The sequence below is a fragment of the Rhodococcus sp. 06-235-1A genome (assembly GCF_002258785.1).
Taxonomy (GTDB): Bacteria; Actinomycetota; Actinomycetes; order Mycobacteriales; family Mycobacteriaceae; genus Rhodococcoides.
Window position 1 is genome coordinate 38,889 of the sequence record NZ_NOYI01000008.1, and the last position, 24,805, is coordinate 63,693.

General features: G+C 58.2%; 19 protein-coding genes. 6 read left to right on the forward strand and 13 right to left on the reverse strand.

The features are described from left to right. Positions 1-284 precede the first annotated feature (284 nt). A complete protein-coding gene (locus CH275_RS05195) occupies positions 285-1,904 on the reverse strand; it encodes a polysaccharide biosynthesis tyrosine autokinase (RefSeq protein WP_094675878.1) in 1,620 nt (539 codons plus the stop codon). A gap of 1,016 nt (positions 1,905-2,920) precedes the next feature. Here CH275_RS05195 and CH275_RS05200 point away from each other — a divergent pair. Genes CH275_RS05200 through CH275_RS05210 form a run of 3 tightly spaced genes read left to right on the forward strand, consistent with a single transcriptional unit; the run spans position 2,921 to position 5,336 of the window. Further along, complete coding sequence (locus CH275_RS05200; protein ID WP_256990886.1) at positions 2,921-3,640, forward strand: WecB/TagA/CpsF family glycosyltransferase; 720 nt, start codon at positions 2,921-2,923, stop codon at positions 3,638-3,640. Beyond that, complete coding sequence (locus tag CH275_RS05205; protein ID WP_094675882.1) at positions 3,637-4,206, forward strand: acyltransferase; 570 nt, start codon at positions 3,637-3,639, stop codon at positions 4,204-4,206. Before CH275_RS05200 ends, CH275_RS05205 begins: the two co-directional genes overlap by 4 nt. Before the next feature lie 29 nt (positions 4,207-4,235). Next, on the forward strand, positions 4,236-5,336 hold the full coding sequence (locus tag CH275_RS05210) for a glycosyltransferase (RefSeq protein WP_179275993.1): 1,101 nt from the start codon (positions 4,236-4,238) through the stop codon (positions 5,334-5,336). Positions 5,337-5,421: 85 nt separating this feature from the next. Here the strand turns inward: CH275_RS05210 and CH275_RS05215 are convergent, their stop codons facing one another. The 11 genes from CH275_RS05215 to CH275_RS05260 form a co-directional block, all read right to left on the reverse strand. Beyond that, on the reverse strand, positions 5,422-6,873 hold the full coding sequence (locus CH275_RS05215) for an oligosaccharide flippase family protein (protein ID WP_094675886.1): 1,452 nt from the start codon (positions 6,871-6,873) through the stop codon (positions 5,422-5,424). After that, on the reverse strand, positions 6,857-7,906 hold the full coding sequence (locus CH275_RS05220; protein WP_094675888.1) for a glycosyltransferase family 4 protein: 1,050 nt from the start codon (positions 7,904-7,906) through the stop codon (positions 6,857-6,859). Before CH275_RS05220 ends, CH275_RS05215 begins: the two co-directional genes overlap by 17 nt. After that, a complete protein-coding gene (locus CH275_RS05225; protein WP_094675890.1) occupies positions 7,903-9,099 on the reverse strand; it encodes a glycosyltransferase family 4 protein in 1,197 nt (398 codons plus the stop codon). The genes CH275_RS05220 and CH275_RS05225 overlap by 4 nt, the downstream gene beginning before the upstream one ends. Before the next feature lies 1 nt (position 9,100). Continuing rightward, complete coding sequence (locus CH275_RS05230) at positions 9,101-10,318, reverse strand: glycosyltransferase (RefSeq protein ID WP_094675892.1); 1,218 nt, start codon at positions 10,316-10,318, stop codon at positions 9,101-9,103. Beyond that, complete coding sequence (locus tag CH275_RS29110; RefSeq protein ID WP_143546691.1) at positions 10,308-11,693, reverse strand: O-antigen ligase family protein; 1,386 nt, start codon at positions 11,691-11,693, stop codon at positions 10,308-10,310. Before CH275_RS29110 ends, CH275_RS05230 begins: the two co-directional genes overlap by 11 nt. Before the next feature lie 57 nt (positions 11,694-11,750). Further along, on the reverse strand, positions 11,751-12,617 hold the full coding sequence (locus tag CH275_RS05235; RefSeq protein WP_179275995.1) for a glycosyltransferase family 2 protein: 867 nt from the start codon (positions 12,615-12,617) through the stop codon (positions 11,751-11,753). A 170-nt stretch (positions 12,618-12,787) separates the two neighbouring features. Continuing rightward, on the reverse strand, positions 12,788-13,783 hold the full coding sequence (locus tag CH275_RS05240; RefSeq protein ID WP_306436934.1) for a GDP-L-fucose synthase family protein: 996 nt from the start codon (positions 13,781-13,783) through the stop codon (positions 12,788-12,790). Continuing rightward, on the reverse strand, positions 13,780-14,802 hold the full coding sequence (gene gmd / locus CH275_RS05245; protein ID WP_094676361.1) for a GDP-mannose 4,6-dehydratase: 1,023 nt from the start codon (positions 14,800-14,802) through the stop codon (positions 13,780-13,782). Before gmd ends, CH275_RS05240 begins: the two co-directional genes overlap by 4 nt. Before the next feature lie 120 nt (positions 14,803-14,922). After that, positions 14,923-16,431, reverse strand: a complete 1,509-nt coding sequence (locus CH275_RS05250; RefSeq protein WP_373453678.1) for a sugar transferase — start codon at positions 16,429-16,431, stop codon at positions 14,923-14,925. Between the two features lie 493 nt (positions 16,432-16,924). Then, entirely contained in the window at positions 16,925-18,244 is a 1,320-nt protein-coding gene (locus CH275_RS05255) for a UDP-glucose dehydrogenase family protein (protein ID WP_094675896.1), read from the reverse strand. A gap of 127 nt (positions 18,245-18,371) precedes the next feature. Next, positions 18,372-19,865 (reverse strand): sugar transferase, encoded by a 1,494-nt coding sequence (locus tag CH275_RS05260; protein ID WP_094675898.1) that lies wholly within the window; start codon positions 19,863-19,865, stop codon positions 18,372-18,374. Between the two features lie 246 nt (positions 19,866-20,111). On the opposite strand from CH275_RS05260, the gene CH275_RS05265 reads away from it, so the two are divergent. Both CH275_RS05265 and CH275_RS05270 read left to right on the forward strand, forming a co-directional pair. Continuing rightward, on the forward strand, positions 20,112-21,314 hold the full coding sequence (locus tag CH275_RS05265) for a lipase family protein (protein WP_179275996.1): 1,203 nt from the start codon (positions 20,112-20,114) through the stop codon (positions 21,312-21,314). Between the two features lie 41 nt (positions 21,315-21,355). After that, positions 21,356-21,979: a serine O-acetyltransferase gene (locus CH275_RS05270; RefSeq protein WP_256990861.1), complete on the forward strand. Its 624-nt coding sequence runs from the start codon at positions 21,356-21,358 to the stop codon at positions 21,977-21,979. Here CH275_RS05270 and CH275_RS05275 read toward each other — a convergent pair. After that, complete coding sequence (locus CH275_RS05275; RefSeq protein WP_094675904.1) at positions 21,958-23,037, reverse strand: glycosyl hydrolase; 1,080 nt, start codon at positions 23,035-23,037, stop codon at positions 21,958-21,960. The genes CH275_RS05270 and CH275_RS05275 overlap by 22 nt on opposite strands. 318 nt (positions 23,038-23,355) lie before the next feature. On the opposite strand from CH275_RS05275, the gene CH275_RS05280 reads away from it, so the two are divergent. After that, a complete protein-coding gene (locus tag CH275_RS05280; protein ID WP_256990862.1) occupies positions 23,356-24,804 on the forward strand; it encodes a sugar transferase in 1,449 nt (482 codons plus the stop codon). The last annotated feature ends 1 nt before the right edge of the window (position 24,805 follow it).

Sequence of the window (24,805 nt, forward strand, 5' to 3'; positions counted from 1 at the left end):
GTTCCAATAGTTTTGACGCTTTCCAACGGGTTTAGCTTCGACGATGTCACCAACAAATGCCACGTCAGGAGCTACCCATGGCCAAAAAAGATCGATCCCAGCGACCGCGGCAGGCTCACCGTGATAGTTCAACTACTGGCCGCTGGCGCTCTCACGGCGCAAAGTCCGAACGTCTCGACCCCGGCGACTCTCGCCTCGATGACCCTCGCGGGAATTGTCATCGGTACCAGCGGGCGACCGAAACCGAACTCCTCGCCACTGAAGTGAGTCCGACCCCCTACCAACTACTTACGTAGCCGCGGATTCTCAGAACCGTTTCTGGGCAGAGTCTGCGGCCGATGGGGCAGGGGCTTGGACTCGGGGTCTTGAGTCGCCTCTGCTGTCCGCGGGCCGGCTGCAGGTGATGCGGAAGCGGACCGAGGTGAAGGCTGTCGCGTCGGCGGAGCATGCACCGGTGCAGGAGCGGGTGGGGACACCGGCGTCAGCGATACAACGGGTGCTTGCGGTGCCGGCGCGGGTACCGGAGGTGACACCTGCCTAGGAAGGTTGTTATCTGCGGTGTAGTTGTACGAGTAGCTGTACATGTCGCCCTTCTTCGAGGGCGTCAATGCCAGCACAACACCCAGGACATGAGCTCCGATGGCTTCGAGATTGCCGATGGCCCTGGCCAATTCGGTGCTCTTGGTGTGTCCGTATCGGGTCACCAGGAGCGCACCATCAGCATGGGTGGTGAGGACGGCCGAGTCGGTGACCGGCAGCAGAGGGGCACCGTCGACGATGACGTAGTCGAACTTGGAGCGCAGTTCGACCAGCATGGCGCGAGATGCTTCCGAGCCCAGCAGCTCGGACGGGTTCGGCGGGATCGGGCCGGACGCCATGGCCTGCAGGCCTTCGTACTTGGTGGGCTGTAGTACCTCGTCCACCTTCGCCTGCCCCGCAAGCACGGTGCTCAGACCGACCGAACCGATGAGGCCCATGTACTTCGAGATGCGAGGACGACGCAGATCGCCCTCGACGAGAACGACATGGTGCCCGGCCTCCGCAAGCGAGATCGCCAGGTTGACCGCAGTGGTCGTCTTTCCCTCGGCCGGGATCGCACTGGTCACGACGATGACGCGTGGCGGATGATCGACTTCTAGGAACTGCAGGTTGGTGCGGAGCTCACGGAAAGCCTCAGCGCTCGACGACTGCGCGAGGTCCTGGAAGTCGACGGCAGGGTGCGTCTTGCGATCCTTGTCGAAAGGAATGGTGCCGACGAGCGCCTTGCCGGAAATGAACTCGATTTCGCGACGGTTCTTGAGTGTGTTGTCCAAACGATCGCGCAGTACCGCGAGCGCGATTCCGAGCAATAGGCCGACGGCCGCCCCGAGGGCGAGGTTGCGCTTGGTCTTCGGGCTCACCGGAGCCGAGGACGCCTCGGCCTGCTGGAAGGTCTTCACTCCGGCCGACGGGGTTCCCCCGTACTCGGGCGTTTCCAACTCTCGCACCTGCGCCGTCAGCTCCGAAGCCATCGCGTTCGCAATGTCACGAGCGCGTGCGGGCGAGGAGTCGGTGACGGTGATGTCGAACAGAACGGTGTCGGGAGTCGACGATGCCTTCACCTTCGCGGCCAACTGCGACGGCGTCAGACCGAGAGGAAGTACGTCGAGAACTCGCGCTGCCAAAGCCTCACTGGTCACCAACTCCGAGTAGGAGGCCACACGCTGCTGAGAAAACAGGTTGCCCTGGTACGTCTCACTCACCGACGTCCCGCCGGATGTGGAGACGAACATCCTGGCGCTCGACTCGTAGAGCGGAGTCGTCAACAGCGACGCACCCAAAGCTCCCAGGATCGCTACGACCACGGTGACGGCGATGATGATCCATCGCGCCTTCAGGATTTTCAGGTAATCCTGTATCTCCATGCTTCGAGCTCCTCGTCCGTTCGTACAACCCCGCAACGTGTCACTGCGTAGCTCAATCGTTACATAGGTATTTGGTTTCTGTGCAACGGGCGAGAAGGCCACCGTTTCGGGCAATTCATTAGTTCGATTCAGGAGCACTATCAAGGGAATGTCCTGTTGTGAGGCTTCACGGCCCCCACACAGCCCGATTTACATGAATTGGATCCGTGCGCTCGCAACGGTGATACACAGGTCACGCCGCTACCTCCTGCTCCGCCTTGCCCGCCGCAGTGAGGCCATAGGCCCGGCGCAACTTGCGGACGATTTCCTAGGCAGAGTCTCGTTGACGTCCCGCCAAGTTCTTCATCGTCCTATCCGCCCAGCTCATGGGCCACAAGACCCTAGAACAAGATGGCCCCGTCCACCGGGGACCCGCCACAACGGGCTACCGGGACAGCTCGCCGCCGTCGATCGCAACACACAACGCTGGTCATTCAGCTGTTCGACATCGAGTCCTGCCGCCCTATCTGCGGCGTAGACGTAACCGCACACCGTGGACAACCCTCCCATGCCCCGCCACAAAGAAGCGGCCCCGCCGCCCAGTTCTCACCAATTCACACTATGATGGATCCCGGTCCCGACTCGCTGGCATACGTCCCTAAACAACCGGCAAGATTTAGAGAACAGTCACTCCAAAGCCCGGCTGTACACCCCACAATCCGGCACGGCGCGACCAAAGACCGGCACACGCTGAAACCAACTGCATTCAGACCGAGCGAGGCTCACTCACCGCCGACAGACAAGGGGGCCAACTTTCGCGCAACCCCTGGCATCCAATCCGGCCGTGGGACTTCTTGTATACGGCCAACCCACAACAAGCAAGGTCTCGGCATGTGATAGACCGAAAAACTAATGCTCGCGAACTAACGGAACAACAGCATGGAGCCTGCATGACCGAAGAACGGCAGCAATTCGAGCGCACATTGGTTGGCACAGTGCCCTTCGAGGTCACAAACTTGCAGTCTGCAACCGACTACATGATTAACGAAGCACTAGCCAGGACACCCGTCCCAGTCCGTCTCGCAAACGCATACTGTGTCGCGGTCGCATCCAAAGACCTCGAATATAGGGGCCTCCTCTCAGGCGAAGGCGTTAACTTCCCAGACGGCACGCCTGTAGTCTGGGCGATGAGTCGGAACAGCCATCTGGGTTCTCGACCCGGGCGAGTGCGCGGGCCCTCCCTATTCGTAAACACGATCGACCAGGGTAGACGAAAAGGACTTAGACACTACTTTCTGGGTACTACGCCTGAAACATTAAAACTCTTGGTTTCAAAGATCGAAGCTGTCTATCCCGGTGCGATCGTCGCAGGAGCCTTCGCTCCACCTTTCGGAGAACTTGACCACAAATTCTACGAGAGTTGCGTGCAGCGAATTGAGCCTTGCGAACCACATATCCTATGGGTCGCTCTCGGATCGCCCAAACAGGATTATGCGACTAGATACCTTGCGCGCTCAGTGGGCGTGCCTTGCGTGGGAGTTGGTGCCGCATTCGACTTTGTTGCAGGCACAGCAAAGGAAGCGCCCAGGTGGATGCAAGATCATGCAGTCGAGTGGCTCTACCGATTCGCAACCGAACCAGGCCGACTTTGGAAGAGATACCTATTCGGCAACATCCTGTTTGCCGCAAGTGTGGCAAAATCTAGAAAACTAAACAAGCTTGGCATGAGTACACCGCATGACAAAGAGACGACATGAGCATACTAGGAAAGACGAAAGATCACCTATCCAAAATACTTGCTGTTCGCGAGAATGTCCACGGCGCGCAAAATCTACACGTTGGACCCGGGTCGGTAATCTGGGCCCCAAATCGACTTGAGATAGGCGATAACGTCTATGTCGGCAAACACGTCACAATCCAGGTGGATGGAACCATAGGCGATGAGGTTCTTTTCGCGAATGGGTCAGGCGTTGTCGGGCGACTCGACCACGACTACACCTCTGTCGAACACCCCGTCAGATCTGCGCCGTGGGTAGGGCTACACCAGGAACAGTCGCAACCAGTCGTGATCGGATCAGACGTTTGGGTTGGATTCAACGCCGTCGTCATGTCAGGAGTCACTATTGGAAATAGTGCAATCGTTGCGGCCGGCGCGGTCGTGGTCAAAGACGTCCCGGAGAACTCGATAGTTGCTGGTTCGCCCGCGACGCACATAAAGTACCGCTTCACTGCAGCCGAGTTCAAACAGCATTGGGTGAGCCTACAGAGCAAGTCCGTCAATAGACTACCAATGCCTCGCAGCCTTATCTATTTAGGGGAATAATGCACCGAGTCGCTATCATTCACCCATGGATGCCACAGTACCGCCTCCGATTCTTCGAACGGCTTCAAAAAACTCTAAAAGAAATTGATATCGAACTCGACATATTCTACGGTGAGACGCCGCTTGAGTGGCGCGCGAGAAATGATAGCTTCACACCGACATTTGCTCAACAATTACCAACTCGGTACATCAAGGTGGGCGGTCGCCATCTCATTTTCAAGTCGGTGCGGACAATTCTTGAGAGGCACTATGACTTAATCATTCTCGAACAAGCAATTCGAAATTTAGAAACCTACGCGCTACTGCTACATCCGAAAACTAAAAGGAAAATAGCGTACTGGGGTCACGGACAAACTTTCACCGTCCACAAGAAGTCGTCCGAGGAAGCACTCAAAACCCGCCTGACTAAGAACAGTGTGTGGTTCTTTGGCTACACTCAGGCCGGCGTCGACGCAGTCGTCGCGAGTGGCTACCCTCAACCAAAGACAACGGTCGTGCAAAATTCAATCGACACCGCCGCGCTTAAAAGAGACCTCGCCTCGGTGACAGATACTCAAATACAACGCTTCAGCAACCTTCACGGTTTGACACGCGGGCTTACTGGCATCTATATCGGAGGGCTCGATGCCGCAAAGCGGATTGGCACCTTGCTTGAGACTGCGCAGCTAATACACAGCAAGGTTCCGAATTTCCGGTTGATTATCGCAGGTGACGGAGATCAAGCGGGAATGGTAGGAGACTGGGCTAGGGACCACCAATGGGCGGTAACACTAGGTCCAATTTTCGGAAGCGAAAAAGCACTTGCTCTTAGATCTGCCGACTTTATGCTCAATCCGGGAAGAGTCGGTTTGACCGCAGTCGACAGCTTGACATCTGGACTCCCCATGCTCACCACCAATTGGCCATTCCACGCGCCCGAATTCTCGTACTTGACCAATGGTGACACTGCAGTAGTTTCCGACGACAACCCCACAAGCCTGGCCGACGAAGCGGCGGCGCTAATGGCGGCCCCCGAAGAACTTGCTCGCATGAGTGCTGCCTGTGTGCGTGACTCAGCTCAGTACACAACGGAAGCAATGGTCATGCGTTTCGTCCACGGGATCCAGGGCGCACTGAAGACTAAGACTTAAGGCATGGGCCAACGAAGCAATGCAATGGATGAGAGATGGTGCACCTACCCCCAAAAAGCGCGCTTCGCATCCGTTCGCGTTGTAGTCATTTGCGATTCCTGTAGCGTCTGAGGATGACTGCGACCGGCATTGATCTCCAAGAATAAATAGTCAAGAGAGCTACTCCGAAAAACCATAAGCCTGCACTCACCAACGCCCAGGTTGGCGCGGACAGTATTAAGGATGGCCTCAGAAGCACGTAAAACAGAACCCACACCATTGCGGCTGCGAAAATCGCGGTACTATAGCCGAACACTATCGGGATTGCGGCCAGGTAGCCGCCCTTTACACATTGAACCACCTGAATTAGGTGCCGAAGAATCGATGTGATTATCAAGAAGACCATGGCAGATTCCAATCCGCCGCCTAAAGCAATGACGGTAACTGCAACCACCTGCAGTGCAGCTATAACAGCGCCGTTTGACCACATCCACTTAAAACGACCTAGCGACTCGATTGCACCGCCCAAAACCGACGAAAGCAACTGCAAGGCACCAACGTATGCCAACACCATTGTCAATCTAGACGCTGTGGTCCAACCAGCGCCGAAAAGCATGGGCAAGACTAGCGGAAGAACGGCCGAACAGATCGAAGCAAATGGTAAGACCAAAAACGCACACAGTACAAGTAGATCGGTCCAGACAGACCTTGCAGCAGATGGACTATCTTTGACATGCCGGAATTCCGGGTAGAGAACCTGGATGATTGAATTCTGAATCTGCTGAAACGGAACAGTAGTGAGTACCTCAGCACGATTCCATTGGCCCAAAACAGCAGCACCGGCAAACCGGGTAACTGATATTTTAGTCGCATTCGCGATGAAATAGGATACAAGGTTTGTGCCAGTCAGATTCCAACTGTAGGTTATATCAGTTCGAGCGCCACCAAGCGACCCAAGCTTTCCAATCATCCGTTCGCATAGAACCAGACAAAAAATCAGGCCAAGACACTGGCCAAGAATAACTGATACCATCAAGCCGACGCTGTCGTTAAGAAGGACAACAGCAAGCAGACCCACGAGCATACCGAGCAAATTCGATAACACTGTGGTTGCGGCAAACTGGCGGTATTTTCCCAACCGCCGCACGAGACCCGAGACTAAGCCAAATGCCGGTGCCACGAGGGCACTAATAGATGCTAGACGGATTGCGTCAACCGCCGCTGGCGAGGACCACAGATGGGCCCACGCGGGTGCACCGAAAAAAATACTTACCGCTCCTAGTACCCCAAGTATCCAAGAGTACGAGAAAAGCGACGCGAGTCGAGATACGTGCAAACGCTCCATCCTGCCAACCGCCTGGCCGAGCCCGCCCATTGCCATCAACTGCACGAATCCACTCGCAGCTAGCGCCACCGCATATGCGCCAAACTCGTCTGCTGAAACGAGCCTCGTTGTTACGGCGGCATACAGTACCTGCGCAATGATCGTCAGCAGCTGCGCACCATATGTCCAACCAATATTCACCAATATTTGCTTCACACTACTGGTCGGCGTCATTGAGCACCGTTCTATAAACCTCGACCAACTCCTGCGCACCGCGCGCAGCCGAAAATCTCGGTTCCCGGGCAAAGCCGGAAGGGATGTTCATCGATGCGACTTCCACCAAAGCCGACCGCCAAGCCGCCAAATTGCTATCAATCAACACCACGCCAGGAATTCCCGCGGCCCACCGCAGACCTTCTACGTCATTCACCAATATATACAGTCCGGAAGCGATTGCCTCGAGAAGCGCAACGCTCATCCCCTCGGCTAGAGACGGCATTACAAAGACATTGCATTCCTTCAGAGAGGTGTACGGGTCACTGGTGCCCCTACTACGCAATAACCCATGACACTGCATCGCCTGCAGGTTTGATCTTTCACGATTTGTGGCACCGTCCTCATTCCCGTGATGCGCGAGCGTACAATTCAGGCTGTAGAGCGTTTCCACGACGTAGTCGTGATTTTTTGTCTCCGAACAGTTTCCTACGATCAAGAACATCGGCGACCCACTCGTCGGCTGGTGCGCACGGCCTTTTCCTAATTCGTAAAACTTGTCGTCAACCCAATTCTCAACCAATAATGAATGCCTGCCAAACCGGACTTCGTTTTGTTGAACGTCAGAAGACGGGCTGATTGTTTGACTAACAAACGGTTTCGTGACAGCAATCTTTAAGCGACGGAGGTGGAAGGCAAAGCCAGCATGTCGAAAAACATTATGTACCGTCCGAACCACTTTCGCTTTTCGCCGCCATAACACTACGGAGAAAACCACCTGCAGATAGGCGCCTTCAGTATGAACATGCACAATGTTTGGACGTTCGTCCCGTAAAATTCGTATAAATGCAAACATTCCTTTGACAGAACTGATCGCGGGCACTGTCCGTACCGGGATCCCGGATTCAGAAATTGCGTCGCGGTACGGATGTAGAAGTCCTTGGCAGACAATCATGGACTCGACACCGACTGCCTGCATATACTTTTGAGAGGAGACAAACATCCTCTCCATTCCGCTGGGATTCAACTGCCCCATCACATGGACTATCTTCACAGCGACACCCCCCTGTGAGACTCAATCATCAGTTCGTAGGCGCGAATGTGCAACTTCGCGACGGTCGCCGGGCCGAAGGCGCTCCGCACGTGCTCGGTCCCGCTTCTGCTCAGTCGAGTTAACTCGTCCGGCCTCGATAGCAGGTCGACCAAATCGGCACTCAGGCTGTCCGGACTCGCAACGTCGGTCAACCGGCCCGCACCGCCACCGTTCAAAACCCAGGGAACGGCACCGCTAGATTGTCCGCCCAGAACGGGTGTCCCTAACTCCATTGCTTCGACAAGAGTATTGCCGAAACTCTCCTCCAGTGCCGCATGTGCGTGAACCCACGCGTAGCTCAGTTCGTTTATCGTGTCTGTTCGGTTACAAATACCCAAAAATGTGACACCACCGTCCAGGTTAGCGTCGCGCGCCCAGCTTGCTAGCGGTGAATCGTCTTCTAACCCAGGCCCGAGTAAGCGAAGCTCTACGGACTCAATAACGTTGCGTACCATTGCAAAGGCTTCCAGCAGCGTTTTGATATTTTTGCGGTTGCCTGCATCGGCAACTTCTACGACAACGGGATGCGACGCACGTTCAACTACCGGATTTCCGATGACGAAAGGACTCATGTTTGGTAATATCGCCGGAACGCGCCTATCGAACATTTGCTTGCTCCAAGCACTAGCCATATATGGCGAATTTGCGAAAAGTGACGCTTTACCCGACGAGATTCTGACCCGGACCGCAAGCGCAGTTCTCATTAGTCTATAGACATTGAAGTTGTGGCGTAACACTGTAAGCGGCGCGTCCCTTATTGTAATTCCGACCGGACAATCTACCTCTAATTCGATAGCAGTCAGCGCCCATTCGTACGTCCAATGTGCATGAACAACATCAACATCTGTTCGCAATATCTCTTTCGCCATAAGGCGACGTTCGGCCTGCCACATGTCGAAAGCTTGGGCACGGCGAGAGGATCTAGATTCAACTTGAACCAGTGTCAGCCTCTCGCCAGAAAATACTTCACGAGAATGGCCGCGCCTGTGGCTAACTGCGGTGACAGTATGTCCCGCGTCAAGTAATGCCCCGACAAGAGCGGTAGGAGCGGTCCCATATGCGTCGGAGTTGCTGCTAGCGCGAACAGCATCTGCTTCACACAGATACTGTTTCAAACCATGTGGCCCGATTGGAGCAAGAATTCCTATGTGCATTCTATGACCCGCTCGAATGCGAAGTGCTTGGGTTGCTTCCAGCGTCGGAAAAAAATTTTGGAACGGTTACCTCTACCACGCGTTCATATAGCTCTTCAACTTTAGCCGTCTGCTTCGAGATGTCGAATTCTCGCGAGACGTGCGCAGCGATTCTATTGGCGTTTGACGGATCAGCAACGCCAGCTTTCATCAACGTTAATACAGCATCGGCTAAGCCTCGCACGTCACGCTCGGCGACAAGTAAACCCGTGACACCATCCACTATTGCTTCGGCGTTTCCGCCGTGGCTTGTAGCGACAACAGGGGTACCTTCAGCTCCAGCCTCAAGGATGACCGTCGGTAGCCCTTCGACATCGCCGTCGCGACCGACACGCGATGGAACGCACACAACCTCAGCGGATCGCATCAGTTTGCGGACCTCCTGATTAGCCAGACTGCCGGTAAACTTGCAATTTATGGCTAGTGCTTTAGCCAGGTCCGTAAGATATTTTTCGAGCGGCCCCGTACCCACGACTGTTAGTTCTGTACCCTCAGGAAGAAGTGCCATAGCGTTAAGTAGGTCATCTACGCCCTTCTTCTCGACTAGGCGGCCTACGAACAGCACGCCATGGCGACTGCCCACCAGATCAGCAGCAGTTGTTGCAATGACGCCGTTGTATATTACGGAAACCCGACTCTTTGACGCGCCGATCTGTATTAGAGTGCGTTTAATCGACTCTGAAACGGCGATGAGTTGAACATCTTTCTTGAAGATTTCTTCCAGTCTTGTTCTGTAGAGCCATCCCCATAAGCCTTTCTCATGGTACACCGTGGACGTGTCGACGCCGTGAAAAGTGACTACGAGCGGAAGCTGCAGTCGACGGGCAACGGGTCTGATTAAGACACCATTTGTGCCAAAATGTGCATGTACAACAGAAGCATTCGAGCGCTGCACCAATCCGGCCAGGCGTCGACTTCTCCGTGTCGCTTGGAAGATTCGCCTTCTGGTGCCACCGTTGGCAGCTTCCGGCATAGCAAGTTGGTCGGTATCAAGAGCAAGTGGGGATTGCACCCTCCCCAGTCCTATCGATACAGGATTCCAATTCTTCATATTGGCAAGTTGATAGCGTATGAATGTCTCTGAGGCTGGCAGCCAATCGGATCTAAAAACCGCGACTGTCGGCTTTGGTTTGCCGTTGCGGCCTATTGCTGCGGTATCCTCGCTCTTTTTAGCCGACATGTGGTGCCACACCTTTCCCGTGTCGGACGTGTTGCGCGACCGTTGCTATTTCCCGCGTGTCCGATCTATTTCCGCAGTTAAGTTCTCCCCCGCGCTCACTTAATTCTGATGGATCTGTGACCAACTTCGCTCCGTTGTTCGAACTGACTATTAGTACAAGTCCCAAAAACGGCATCCAGTACCAGTCCAGTCCATATGTCCACCAATAAATTAGCGCAGCGCCACCAATGGCAGACGCTGGCGGAGTCAATTTCAGTCGATATGAACCGGCCGCCACAGCCACGATTAAAGCCGCGAAACACAGCACGCCGATCAAACCGCTACGCAACAGAGTGTTAAGGTACCAATTGTGTGGTGACCAACTCACGTATGTTCCGGATTGAAACCTCAGCCAGCCATGTCCGAATGGATAGCCGAATAGTATCGTATGCGGATCAGATTGTGTCCACTGAACGAAGAGCGCAATCCAACCTTCCTCGCGGCCGTCGAGTGTCTTCGTATCGGTACCCGACGTGCCGATTAATTCAACGACGGCATCGAGGGGAGCGGCGACAAGAACTAATGCCGCAGCGACGACGCCGTAAACCAGGAGACCGACGCTACGAAACTGTTGCCGCAAATTCGACTGCAGTGTAAGAATGACTAGGCCAACTAAAAGTGCCAGCCAGACGGTCCGTTGCTGCGCTAGTACAAGAACGATTGCCGCGACGACAAGAATGGGGATGTCCATCTTAGTACGATTGCTTTGACTCTTTGCGAAAATAACGAGAGCCGCGAGCGCTAGCGTCATGGCTTGTCCTGCTGTAAGGGGTCGGCCACCTATTTCTTCGCCCGCGGATGTTACAAGATTTTCGGTAGTCGACCCCAACCCGTTTTCCGCAATATGAAAAGTTGCAATAAGGGAAGTTCCGAGGACCAACCCCACCGACCATTTCCGCACCATATCTAACAGCGCCTTGGATCTTAGGTCAATGGTTGTCACCCAGGCGATCATAGCTATGGCATAAATGACTTGTCTGGATTCGTTAATTGCAGATCCGACCCCGTAGGAGACCGCGCCCCGCAACAAGGAGTACGCGAAGGTGGCTGTTAAACACAACGCAAGCGTTCTGACCGTTGTACTGAGGTTTTTCGATGACTTCTTACGTAGTATTCGATCAACTGAAATTGTGATCAACATCGCGGAAAAGTAATCGAATAGAGATATTCGCACTCCTCCAACATAGACGTTCGGGAGTATGGGCGTGAGTTCGGTCGCAAAAACAACAAAAAGCCCGCAGGCAACAAATGGTATCCAGACGTATCTCGATATTGCCCACAGTCCATAAATAACTGCGGTCAGGCCGGCACTCGCGAGTAAAGCTGTGTACAGCAACTTTACAGTCCTCTCGCTGGTACTAAACTAGAGCATATTTTCACGCAATGCGTATCGTTACCCATGCTTTATATCGCGATCGCGCAGGCGAAGCGTACGCCGGGTTAAACCCGTAGCCCACCACTTCAGATATGTTGCCGAACTATAGAAGTGCGCTCCCGTACGCGCGTGACGACGCAGATAACGCACCATCGAAGTTCGGTGACCACCGCCCTTAACGCTTGTGAAATGCTTCCACTCTTCTATCAGAGACTGGTCATCTGGTTTCTTGTTTCGCGCACATACACCGAAGGTATTGGGTGCCAAGAGTATGTGCTCACCTAGCTTGCGGGCCCGCATACCGTAATCTATATCCGCGAGTGCGTGCGCAAAGTTTCCATCTATTCCGTCTATTGAGTCAACCGCCCGCTTGGGAATTGCCACAAGATTCCCGTTGAAAGTGTCTACTAGCTTGGGAGCGTCACCTGGAGTCTCAAGGCGAACCGCGAGCGGATGCACGCCCGACCGCTTCAATCCGCCGTAGGACACTCCTGCACCATCGGGCGGCCTCATCGATGCCACCCAAATCGCGTCAGGGTCGGTCTTTGCCCAGTCGAAGAGGCGTGAAATTGCGTCTGAGTCTAGGAGAATGTCGTCATTTACCCACAGGATGTAGTCACCAACATGCAAGTCAAAGCGACTTCGTACATAGCTCTCAGCCTTCTGCATTGACTTCGCCCAGTAGTCCGAGCCGGAGCCCGGAATTATATTTGTCTCAGGAAAAGCCAACGACACAACGTCGGCGGTTCCGTCGGTGGAGCCGTCATCTGCGAGGGTCACAACTATGGGAATCTTCGCAGCTTTAGCTCCGGAGAAAAGATCCTGCACTGCGCGCTTCGTCAGGACGGCACGATTGTAAGAAGCGAGCAAAGCGTAGATGGTCACGATGAGCCGCCCCTTCTTGACCTCGATCTTCTCGGCACTGGTTGATACACTCCATCGCTGTTGGAGACTGCTTTGATGGTTTTGGCGATAATCGACAAATCGCCGACCTGACGGTCAGTGAGTAATCCAAGGTGTCTGCAAGGTCTACAACGCCATCGGAGCGCCTCAATCTACGTCCGCAAATTCCCGACGTGCTCTCGATACCATTCGACTGTCGAAGCTATTCCAGCCTCTAGGTCAATTTGCGGCTTCCATCCCGCATCCCGCAGCTTGTTCACGTCGAGCAGTTTCTGCGGCGTCCCATCCGGCTTGGATGTATCCCACTCGGTTTCGCCCTCGTAGCCCACGGCCGAGGCGACGATGCCGGCGATCTCCTTGATCGTCGCGTCCTCGCCGGTACCCACGTTCACCTGATCAGGTCCGTCATAGTGCTCGAGCAAGTGGATGCACGCAGCGGCCATGTCATCGACATGCAGGAACTCGCGTCGCGGGGAGCCACTGCCCCAGTTGGTCACCTTATCGACGCCGTCGCGGCGGGCCTCGTCGTAACGACGGATGAGCGCGGGCAGGACGTGCGACCCCTTCGGCGAGAAGTTGTCGCCTGGCCCGTACAGGTTGGTCGGCATCGCCGAAATCCACGGCAGGCCGTACTGCTTGCGAACCGATTGAATCTGCAGGATTCCGGCGATCTTCGCGATGGCGTAGGCGTCGTTCGTCGGCTCGAGATGCCCGGTGAGTAGGTACTCCTCTTTGATCGGCTGAGGAGCGAGCTTGGGGTAGATGCACGAGGAGCCGAGGAACAACACCCGCTGAACGTTTTGTGCGAGAGCAGCATCCAGCACGTTCAGCTGAATTCTCAGGTTGTCCGAGAGGAAGTCGACCGGGTACGTGCTGTTGGCCAGGATGCCGCCCACCTTGGCTGCAGCCAACACCACGGTCTTCGGCTTGATCGCCTCGAAGAACGCGAAGACTGCGTCACGGTCCTTGAGGTCCAGCTCCGACGACGAACGGCCGATCAGATCACTGAACCCCGAGGCCTCGAGTTGACGCCAGATCGCTGAGCCGACCAGACCGCGGTGCCCCGCCACATAGAGCGGAGCGTCACGATCGAGCGGACCCGGCGTGTAGTCGAGTCCGCTCGATTCACCTGCTGTCACGGTATTCACGCCCAATCCGGCAGCGACGGGCGGTCGATCCACGGGCGACCCTCGTGCTCGAGTGCTGCGATGTCGGCATCCACCATGATCTTCGCCAGTTCCGGGGTGTGCACCGTAGCCTTCCAGCCGAGCTTCTCCTCGGCCTTGCTGGCGTCACCGACGAGTGCGTCGACCTCGGTGGGTCGGAGATACCGCTCGTCGAACTTGACGTGCTCCTCCCAGTCCAGGCCGGCCCGCTCGAATGCAACGACCAGGAAGTCCTTTACCGAGAAGTTGCCGCCCGTCGCAAGAACGAAGTCGTCCGGCTCGTCGGCCTGCAGCATGCGCCACATGCCCTCGACATACTCGGGTGCGTAGCCCCAATCTCGGATGGCGTCCAGGTTGCCCATGTAGACGTTCTGCTCGAGCCCCGCCTTGATGCGGGCAACGGCACGCGTGATCTTGCGAGTGACGAATGTTTCGCCGCGTCGCGGTGACTCGTGATTGAACAGGATGCCATTGACGGCGAAGATGCCGTACGCCTCGCGGTAGTTCTTCGTGACCCAGTAGGCGTAGACCTTCGCCGCGCCGTATGGGGAGCGTGGGTAGAAGGGAGTCTCTTCGTTCTGCGGCGGCGGAGTTGCCCCGAACATCTCGGAGCTCGACGCCTGGTAGAAGCGACACTGCAGGCCCGCCAAGCGCACTGCCTCCAGCAGTCGGATGGAACCGATGCCCGTGGTGTTGCCGGTGTGCTCCGGCTCGTCGAAGCTCACCCGCACATGCGACTGGGCACCCAGGTTGTAGACCTCATCCGGCTGGATCTCGGTGAGGAGGGTAACCAGACGAGCGCCGTCACTCAAGTCTCCGTAATGCAGGAAGAGCTTGGCGTCCGTGTCGTGCGGGTCCTGGTACAGGTGCTCGATGCGGGACGTGTTGAACGTCGACGACCGACGAATCAGGCCGTGCACCTCGTAACCCTTGTTGAGCAGCAACTCCGCAAGATATGAACCGTCCTGGCCGGTAATGCCGGTAATCAACGCGCGTTTCATTGTTTCCACTCCTCTGAGACCAGTACTGATTCCTACTTGCAACGAGCTGAGCACAATTCAATCAGTTTTCGGTCTCTCGTCGAACTCGGAGAAGCCGGACGCCTGGGCCGAGCTGGCTTGTCAGTACGCCCCGTCGCTTCCGGCCACTGCGGTCAAGGTCTTCGCGATGATCAGCAGATCGCCCACCATCGACCAGTTCTCGACGTACGAAAGGTCGAGTCGCACAGTCTCTTCCCACGATAGGTCGGACCGTCCACTGACCTGCCACAGACCAGTGACTCCCGGCTTCACCAACAGTCGCCTACGAACCTCACCGTCGTAAGTCTCGACCTCACGGCGCAGCGGTGGCCTGGGCCCCACCACACTCATCTCACGCTTCAGAACGTTGATGAACTGTGGAAGCTCGTCGAGACTGAAGCGTCGCAGAAACCTCCCAACAGGCGTCACCCGCGGATCGTCACGCATCTTGAACAGAACCCCGCCGGCACCCTCGTTCTGATCGAGCAGTTGGGAAACCTGCTTGTCTGCGTCCGCAGTCATGCTGCGAAACTTGATCATCGAGAACGGCTTGCCGTCGATGCCCATCCGCTCGGAGTTGTAGAAGACGGGGCCGCGGCTTGTTGCCTTCACTGCGATGGCAACGGCCAACAGGATCGGCGAGATCAGCACCAGCACCAGCCCAGCGAATGTCAGATCGAAGGCGGTCTTGCTGAAGCGCGTCGCACCGTTGTATTGCGGCTTCTCGACATGGATCAGGGGGAAGCCTGCTACTGGCCGCATCACCAGGCGCGGGCCGGCAACATCGACAACACCGGGCGCGACAACCAGGTCGACGTCCTTCTTCTCCAGGTCCCAGATCATCTTGCGAATGCCCTTGTGACCGAGCTGTTCTGTCGCGGTCACAGCAACCGTGTCGGCACCGGATTCCTCGATCGCTCGGAGGACGTCGTGCTCGTCTCCCAACACTGGAATGTCGGTACCTTCGACATGCACCACACCGTCGCGCGGGGCCTCGTAACCCGGCATGCAAATACCGACAACGGCGTACCCCGACGAGGGAGATTTCTCGAAGGACTGTGCCATGGCGATCGCCGCCGCACGGCTGCCCACGATCAGTACCGATGTTTTGTACTCGCCCATGCCGCGGAGTCGGGTGACGACCTTCCGCCAGATCCACCGACTCAGCAGTAGTGCCAGCAACCCGACAGGCAAAGCGATCGCAAGGTAGAGACGCGCGAACTCGATGCGGAACAGCAAGGAGGCAATCGCGATGACACCGAACAGGCGGAAGGTGGCCGAGACGATCCGACGATATTCCTCGGCACCGTTACCGATCACCCGTGGTGAGCGCGTCCGGAAGATGGCAAGGAACGCGATCCAGACCCCGGCGAGGATCACGGACACGCCCGTGTACGTCATCGTCGAGAGCACGCCGGTGGTCTCGGCGTCACCGAATCGCACCACCTGCGCCAGAGCGACCGACGCAACTACTGCCACGACATCGGTGACGCGTAGTCGATCGATGTACTGGTCTTCCCACACGTGGCGTGAGGTCAGCTTGCGCAACGCCAACCCGGTTGGACGTGGAGATCCCCACAGAGAGCGCTGTGCAGCCCCGACAGATGCCAACGTGCTCCCCTCCTTTGCACTACGGCGCACACCGACGATGAACGCGCGAGTTCGGTTCGAACCAATCCGGAAAGCAACTGGTATCGAATTGAGATCGTCCCACGCCACTATCGAACGCACCATGCGAGCGGCGTAGATCACAAACAAATAACAGCAGGTAATCGGTCTACCACACCATCGCCGACTAGGCGATACGAGTGACTGGGAACCCACCGGGTGTAACCGCGCCGGGGCCGAAAAACGTTACATATGAACACGATCGACACAGCAATGTGAGGATTCACAGGTTACAGCGCCGTTTTTCGTGATATCGAAAGCGATACTTCTTCCAATAGCACGCTGAACAAACCACTACACCGCCTCATCAGGGGCGAAACAAGGATTAGGCCGACATCGACGTTCGCAAGACGTCGAACAGCCGAAAAGCTGCACTAAAGGAATGAGCGCGATAATTCATTCCAACGAATGAATTATCAATCGGTGTCGGTGTTGATCAGGGACGACCTAGCCCGCGGTACTTCCACCCCGCCGCACGCCACTGCTCCGGATCCAGGCAGTTGCGCCCATCGATCAACGTCTTGCTGCGCACCGCACCCTCCAGGTCCCCCGGCAGGAGTGCCTTGAATTCCTTCCACTCCGTCAGCACCAACACCACATCAGCGCCCTCACACGCTTCCAGCGCGGAGTTGCTGTAGGTCAGAGTGGGAAACAGCGCCCGCGAGTTCTCCATCGCCTTGGGGTCGTAGACGTTGACCGCGGCACCCTGCAGCTGAATCTGCCCAGCCACATTCAGGGCCGGCGAATCGCGCACGTCGTCGGAATCGGGCTTGAAGGCCGCGCCGAGCACCGCGACCCGAGCACCGAGCAGAGACCCGCAGGCCTCGCGCGCCAGCTCGACCATGCGGGTGCGGCGTCGCATATTGATGTTGTCGACCTCACGCAGGAACGTCAGAGCCTGGTCGGCACCGAGTTCGCCGGCCCTGGCCATGAACGCCCGGATGTCCTTGGGCAGGCAGCCACCACCGAAGCCGATGCCCGCATTGAGGAATTTCCGCCCGATGCGCTCGTCGTGGCCGATGGCGTCGGCGAGCACGGTGACGTCTGCACCGGCCGCCTCACACACCTCGGCGATGGCATTGATGAACGAGATCTTGGTGGCCAGAAACGCGTTGGCGGATGCCTTCACCAGCTCGGCGGTAGCCAGGTCGGTGACCAAGAACGGGATCTTCTCGTCGAGCAGCTGCGCGTAGACCTCACGAGCGAGTTCCTCCGCGCGTCCGGGACGGGCTCGGTCGACACCGAGCACCAGGCGATCGGGATGGAGGGTGTCTTTGACGGCATAGCCCTCCCGGAGAAACTCTGGATTCCAGGCAACCTCGACGTCGTCGCCTGCGGGAGCGAGCTCGCGTGCCATACGGCCCAAACGCTCGGCCGTCCCCACCGGAACTGTCGACTTGCCGAAGATGACGGCCGGCTTGGTCAACAACGGAGCCAGCGTCTCGATGACCGAGTCGACGAACTTCATGTCGGCCGCGTACTCCCCTTTCTTCTGGGGAGTCCCGACGCCGAGAAAGTGGACCTCAGCGAAGTCGGCGGCTTCCTGGTACGACGCGGTGAAACGCAGACGCCCGGCAGCGATGTTGCGCTGCAGCACCTCTTCGAGACCGGGTTCCCAGAACGGGACCTCGCCGGATTCGAGCTTGGCGAGCTTGGCCGGGTCCACATCGACACCGAGCACCTCGTGGCCGAGTTCGGCCATGCACGCGGCATGTGTGGCACCGAGATAGCCGGTACCGAAGACTGTGATTCGCATGCTGTCCGTTCCCCGTCGTCAGTACTGAAGTTCCCGTGAGTCAGCGTCTCACCCGCGAATAGTAAACACACTTCGGCGGTCCTCGATACTCGAGGACAACCCTCACAGCACAGGCGACCCGAATGGGTCAGTACGCACCCTCACTCTCGAGCACGGCCACTGCTGTCTTGGCGATGATGAGCAGATCGCCTGTCATGGACCAGTTCTCGACATAGGAAAGATCGAGCCGCACGCTCTCTTCCCATGAGAGATCCGAACGGCCGCTCACCTGCCACAGTCCCGTGATGCCCGGCTTGACCAGCAGGCGGCGCCGCACCTCACCGTCGTACGTTTCCACTTCGCTGCGCAGCGGCGGCCGCGGGCCCACGACGCTCATTTCACGCCTGAGCACGTTGACGAATTGTGGGAGCTCATCGAGGCTGTACTTGCGCATCACCTTGCCCACCGAGGTGACTCGTGGGTCGTCACGCATCTTGAACAGCACTCCGCCCGCTCCCTCGTTGAGGGCGGCCAGCTCATGGACGCGCTGATCTGCATCCTGGACCATGGTGCGGAATTTGACCATCTGGAAGGGCTTGCCATCCATGCCCACTCGCTCGGAGCTGTAGAAGATCGGGCCTTTGCTGGTGAGCTTGACGGTGACGGCCAGGGCGATCAAGATCGGCGCAATCACCAGCAGAACGGAAGCGGCGAAGAGCACGTCGAAGGCGGTCTTTCCGAACCTTTTCGCCCCGTTGTATTGCGGCTTCTCGACATGAATGAGCGGAAAGTTTGCCACCGGCCGCATCACCAGACGTGGGCCCGCGACGTCCACCACACCGGGCGACACGACGAGGTCGACGTTCTTCTTCTCGAGGTCCCACACCATCTTTCGCAGACCGTGATGGCCGATGTGTTCGGTTGCCGTCACCGCAACGGTATCTGCGCCGGAATACTCGATGGCTTCCGCAACGCTGTGCTCATCACCCAGCACGGGAATCTGGGTTCCGTCGACCGTGAACGAAGCATCGTGCCCAGGCTCGTAATCGGGCAAGCAAATTCCGACCACGCTGTACCCGGCCTCGGGAGAGCGCTCGAACGACCGAGCCATAGACAGCGCGGAGCTGCGGCTTCCGACGATGAGAACGGACGTCTGAAATTCACCGCGAGTTCGATTGCGTGCAACAATCTTCCGCCAAATCCAGCGACTCAGCAGCAAACCGATCAGACCCGTCGGCAGCGCGATAGCGAGGTACAGGCGAGCGATCTCGAGCCGGAACAACAGGGATACGATCGCGACGGTACCGAACAGCCTGAACGCGGCCGACACCACGCGTCGATATTCCTCGGAGCCGTTGCCGATCACGCGCGGTGATCGAGTGCCGACGATGGCAAGAAAGGTCAGCCACAGAATTGCGAGCCCGCCCGAGACGCCCACATACCCCGCAACGGACCATGGCTCACGAAAATCGACGTCGCCGAATCGAATGACTTGCGCGACCGTGACGGCACCGAGGACCACGATCGTGTCGGTAACGCGAAGACCGTCCGTGTAGCGAGACTCCCATTCTCGACGCGACGTGAGCCGACGTGAGCGCCGCCCTACTTCCGAACCGTGTGACCGCACATCACCGACTGGCACTACTTCCCCCTGACCTGACGCAAACCGACTGGTACCAGATGTAGAACTGTTAAAACCAACGAAATATTTGTTGAGGGCTCGGAATCGAGCAACTGGACACGTTCTCAATTAGCTCTGTGTTGCCACCCAGAGTCAACGCTTGTCGGTCGAATGCATGACGCGAGTCCCCGCCTCGGGCAGGCGTAGTGCGCCTGCCCGACCTCGGTCGTCACGGCAATGCCCGGCACGCAGGCTAACCTTGCGCTTATGTTGGCCTCGTCTGCGTGTCGCGTCGGAACCCTTGCCGTAGTCGGCATCCTGACGCTCGCTGGTTGCTCCCAGGAGACACCGCGCGCGGTGGCAGTTCTCGATACACCGCTTCCAGATATCGCCCAGTCGGTGCTCGATCAGCGTGGAACCATCGTGCAATCCACCCCGGTCGAAGGCCTAGATCCAGCTCTCGCGGACAAGCTCGGTGAGGCGCGCACCGTCGTCTATCGTTCCGTCTCCGCGTACGACGGTCAGATGTCCGAGGTGGCGTCCACGGTCTACCGGCCGCGCGGAGAAGCGCCGGCCGGCGGCTGGCCCGTCATCTCGTACGGTCACCCCACCACCGGACTCGGTCAGGACTGCGGGCCGTCGCTCAGCCCGGATCTACGGGGCTACGCGCCCACCCTCGCTGCCATCGCCGAGGCCGGATTCGTGGTGACGATGACGGACTTCCAAGGGCTGGGCTGGCCGGGCGAGCACCCCTACCTCGAGCCGCGCACCGCCGGATTCAACATGATCGACGCCGTGCGAGCAGTGCGTAACCAATACCCCGACACCTCCGACAAATGGATGGCCGTCGGCGGATCGCAGGGCGGCCAGGCATCATGGGCCGCAAACGAATACAGCGCAGACTACGGATCCGGTCTGAACCTCGTCGGTAGTGTGTCCACCTCGCCCGCAGCCGACATCACCGGCTTCGCCGAGGCCGCTCGAGACGAAACCTTGACCGGTGCACAAACCGCCTTCATGCCGTTGATCATCGACGGTTTGTCGGTGGTTCACCCCGATCTCGAGCAGAGCGACTACCTGCGGGGCGCAGCAGCAGGCGAGCTGACGGGCCTGACGTCGTGTGCACTCCCTGACACCGAGAAAGCGGCCCTGTCCACCCAACTCGACGCATCACAGGTGCAGCCGGAATCGGATGAGGCGACCGATCGGCTCACCGAGTGGCTCACCGAGGCCTCACTCCCCCAGCGACGAGCACCGGCACCGATGCTGGTGATCAACGGATCCGACGACGAATTGATCCTGCCCGCATGGGTTTCCAAGGCCGTCGACGCCGGATGCCGTATCGGCGACCGAATCGTGCACCGCGAGATGGCCGGGCAAGGCCACGCCGACGCCGACGCAGGGGACGAGATGTACCAGTGGATGCTCGAGCGGTTCTCGGGCAATGATGCACCCAACGAGTGCCCCTGATCGATGCGACGCTGACGGCGCTTGCCCCTACAGTGGATCGGGTGACCGACAAGACATCCCTCCTCACCTCCGCAGCGGCCGTCTGGGCATATCCACTCTGGAAGGCAGTTCACCGAGCAGGTGTGGCCGACGACATCGCAGCGGACGTGGCCAAATGGGCCGAATGTCTCGAAGTCGAGGCCATCAGCGCACTCGATCCCTACCGCCGATTCGCCTACATCGCCGGCGCGCTGCCCGAGTTCAGAACCCTTGTGCACTACCGCATCAGGCACATCGGGATGGTTCAACGGTTAGTACTGAAGAAGCTCTATCCGGGACTGTCCACCCTGACGCTCGAAGCAGGATCCATCGGCCCCGGACTGTTCATCCAACACGGCCTGGGCTCGATCATCACCGCAGAACACATCGGTAAGAACTGCTGGATCAATCAGCACGTCAGTCTCGGCTACACGGCCAAGGGCCGCCCGGTCATCGGCGACAACGTCCGCGTGGGAGCGGGTGCCGCGGTACTGGGCCCGATCACCATCGGCAACGACGTGACCATCGGCGCGAACGCCACGATTCTGCACGACGTGGCACCGGGAACCGTCATGGTGTCACCGCCGGCCATGACTCTCGAACTCGCGAAGGCCACCCGTCGCGCTCAGTTGGAACCGCCGGCCTGAATCACGGCATCGAGCGCGGGCTTGGGGCTGAAGTCCGACCTGACCAAACCAGCGTTGAGCTCATCCACCGGGTTGCCGGTGTCGTAGTCACGGAAGTCGAACAGGAAGATCCCGCCGCAGTAGGACAGGCTCCGCAGGTAGTCGATGCCGTCCACCAACAGCTCGGCCTGCTTGCCCTCGGAGACGCTCTCCGGTCCCGTGCCGGAGGCGGCCCCGAACTCGGTGAACCAGATCTTCTTGCTTCGATCGCCGTTGACGATCATCGTCTCGCGAATCCGCGCGATCGCCGTGTTGGAGCTGTACGACTGCGCCGACGCCTTGCTGAGAGGATCCGGGGCGCTGTAGGGATGCATCGCGATCGCGTCGAAAAAGGGGCCCGCGCCGGCTGCGTACAGTTCTTCGATGAAACTGGCCGGGCTCAGATCCGTGTCGTTGTCGATGGTGGGCGACGTTCCTCCGGTCAACACCTCGATCGACGGATCGATACTTTTGATCTTTTCGTAGGACTGTTTCAACATCGGAACGTAAGTCCGTAAATCCACACCGGGTCCGAACGTTGCACCGGTATTGGGCTCATTCCAAATTTCCCACGTCCGAATTCGGTCTTTGTAGCGGTTTGCTGCGAATTTTGCAAACTCGGAGAACTTTTGTGGATCGGACGGCTTCGGATGCATGACATTTCTGTTGGCCGGGTCGACGTCCCACCACGGTGCCCACGTCGCAACACCCAGGATGTCGAGACCGGCATCGGAGAACGCCTCGACCTGTGCGTCGGTGGACGCCCAATCGTAAACACCGGGATACGGTTCGATGACGGGCCAGTGAATTGTCAGTCTTACTGCGCCGAATCCGTACTGCGATATCAGCGAACTCTGTTTCGTCAGCAGGTCTTTCGAGTCCGACGCAGTCACCGCAGTCACGCCGAGATGTCCGACCGACGGCTGACATCCGTCGGCCGTCGCAGCTGCCGTCGGACTGGATTCCACCTGTTCGTCGGCCGCGTGATCGGCCGACGAACAGGCAGTCAACAGCAGCGACGTCAACCCGATCGATGCCATCAATGTTCGGCACCGTCGGCGTCTTACGTCCTGCATTCAGTCGTCCTACCCATCTTTCGGTGATACCTGACACAAATCACGTGTGCCCGGTAACACTTTCGCGCCCCACTGCGAATACTTAGCAGCGCTCGGGGAATCACATTCGGTCAGCTCTAACCAGTTCGTAGTAAAGCTCAGTCTGTTTCGTAGCACCGCCAGACACGGAGATCGCACATGAATGTCGCCCTCGGCAAACTCGCATCAGGTTACAACCCGGTTAAGTCGACCTCTGATTCGGCGGACCTTCCCAAGCTGATCTCGTCTTCCGAAGAAGCTTACGTGCCGGCAAAACGGACCGAGTGGCAGCGCAGCTACCGGCGCAAGGTTCTGCTGACCGACGCCGCCGTCATCGTCGCCGCACTCGTCAGCGCACAACTGATCCGGTTCGGTGCCCCCGCAACCGACTCGCCCGAGACCCTCAGCGCATTGATCTTCTTCACGGCCTTCTCCGCCTGCCTCGGCATCGTCTGGCTGCTCGCGCTCGGCTTCGTTCAGTCCAGAGACCCACAACTGATCGGCAACGGTGCGGACGAGTACCGACGAGTCGTCTCGGCAACCGGATGGCTGTTCGGCGGTATCGCCGTCGCAGACCTTCTCGTCCAGTCCGGCATCGCCCGCGGCTACCTGGCCATCGCGCTCCCGATCGGCCTCATCGGCCTCTTGGCCGGACGCCGCTTCTGGCGACGGAACCTCGCCCGGAAGCGTTCGGCCGGCCGCTACCTGAGCGAGGTCATCGTGATCGGGAACGTCACGTCGATCAAGAGAATTTCCGGAAACTTCGACAACGCGGCCGACGCCGGCTACCGCGTGATCGGTGCGTGCATCCCCGGATACATCGGTGCCGCCGGGGCAACCGTCGATGCGAACGGTCGGACCATCGAGATTCTCGGTGACGAAACCGCAATCGACAACGCGCTCAGGAAGACGTCCGCCACAACGGTCGCCGTCGCTGCCGTCGAGCATCTCGGCTACGAGCGGATGCGTGATCTGGCGTGGAAGCTCGACAAGCACAGGATCGATCTGGTGGTTGCTCCCGGAGTGGCAGACATCGCCGGGCCTCGGCTCAAGATCCGGCCCATCGACAACCTGCCACTGCTTCACGTCGACCGCCCGAAATACGACGGTGCGACCAGGCGAAGCAAGACGGTCTTCGACTTTGCCCTCGCCTCCATCGCGCTCATCGTGCTGTTTCCGGTCTTGGCCGCAGCCGCCATCGCCATCAAGATCGGCGACCGTGGGCCGATCTTCTATCGGCAGGAGCGAGTAGGCCTGCAGGGCGAAAGGTTCCGCATCTGGAAACTGCGAACCATGGTGGTCGATGCAGACTCGGCCATCGCCGATGCACGGGAGGACGCGGACCAGCAAACCTCGGTTTTCTACAAGTCGGCCACCGACAGTCGGATCACCAAGACCGGTCGGGTGCTGCGCAAGCTGAGCATCGACGAGCTTCCGCAGCTGTTCAACGTGCTGGCCGGCGAGATGAGCATCGTCGGCCCTCGCCCGCTGGTTCCCGGCGAAGGTGCGGACGTGGAGAACTTCATCGAACGCCGCAGCCTCGTCAAGCCGGGTGTCACCGGGCTGTGGCAGGTTTCGGGTCGGTCCGATGTGGCCGAGTCGGAGCGCATTCGACTGGATCATTACTACGTGGACAACTGGTCGATCGTTCAGGACCTCGTGATCATCTGGCGTACCGCTGCCGCTGTGCTCAAATCGGACGGCGCGTACTGAC

What these genes read in the sequence shown, in the direction of transcription:
- CH275_RS05200 (WP_256990886.1), top strand. Translation starts at nt 2,921, where the DNA reads ATGATTAACGAAGCACTAGCCAGGACACCCGTCCCAGTCCGTCTCGCA.
- CH275_RS05215 (WP_094675886.1), bottom strand. Translation starts at nt 6,873, where the DNA reads ATGACGCCGACCAGTAGTGTGAAGCAAATATTGGTGAATATTGGTTGG.
- CH275_RS05205 (WP_094675882.1), top strand. Translation starts at nt 3,637, where the DNA reads ATGAGCATACTAGGAAAGACGAAAGATCACCTATCCAAAATACTTGCT.
- CH275_RS05275 (WP_094675904.1), bottom strand. Translation starts at nt 23,037, where the DNA reads ATGGCATCGATCGGGTTGACGTCGCTGCTGTTGACTGCCTGTTCGTCG.
- CH275_RS05210 (WP_179275993.1), top strand. Translation starts at nt 4,236, where the DNA reads ATGCCACAGTACCGCCTCCGATTCTTCGAACGGCTTCAAAAAACTCTA.
- CH275_RS05225 (WP_094675890.1), bottom strand. Translation starts at nt 9,099, where the DNA reads ATGCACATAGGAATTCTTGCTCCAATCGGGCCACATGGTTTGAAACAG.
- gmd (WP_094676361.1), bottom strand. Translation starts at nt 14,802, where the DNA reads ATGAAACGCGCGTTGATTACCGGCATTACCGGCCAGGACGGTTCATAT.
- CH275_RS05265 (WP_179275996.1), top strand. Translation starts at nt 20,112, where the DNA reads ATGTTGGCCTCGTCTGCGTGTCGCGTCGGAACCCTTGCCGTAGTCGGC.
- CH275_RS05255 (WP_094675896.1), bottom strand. Translation starts at nt 18,244, where the DNA reads ATGCGAATCACAGTCTTCGGTACCGGCTATCTCGGTGCCACACATGCC.
- CH275_RS05230 (WP_094675892.1), bottom strand. Translation starts at nt 10,318, where the DNA reads ATGTCGGCTAAAAAGAGCGAGGATACCGCAGCAATAGGCCGCAACGGC.
- CH275_RS05195 (WP_094675878.1), bottom strand. Translation starts at nt 1,904, where the DNA reads ATGGAGATACAGGATTACCTGAAAATCCTGAAGGCGCGATGGATCATC.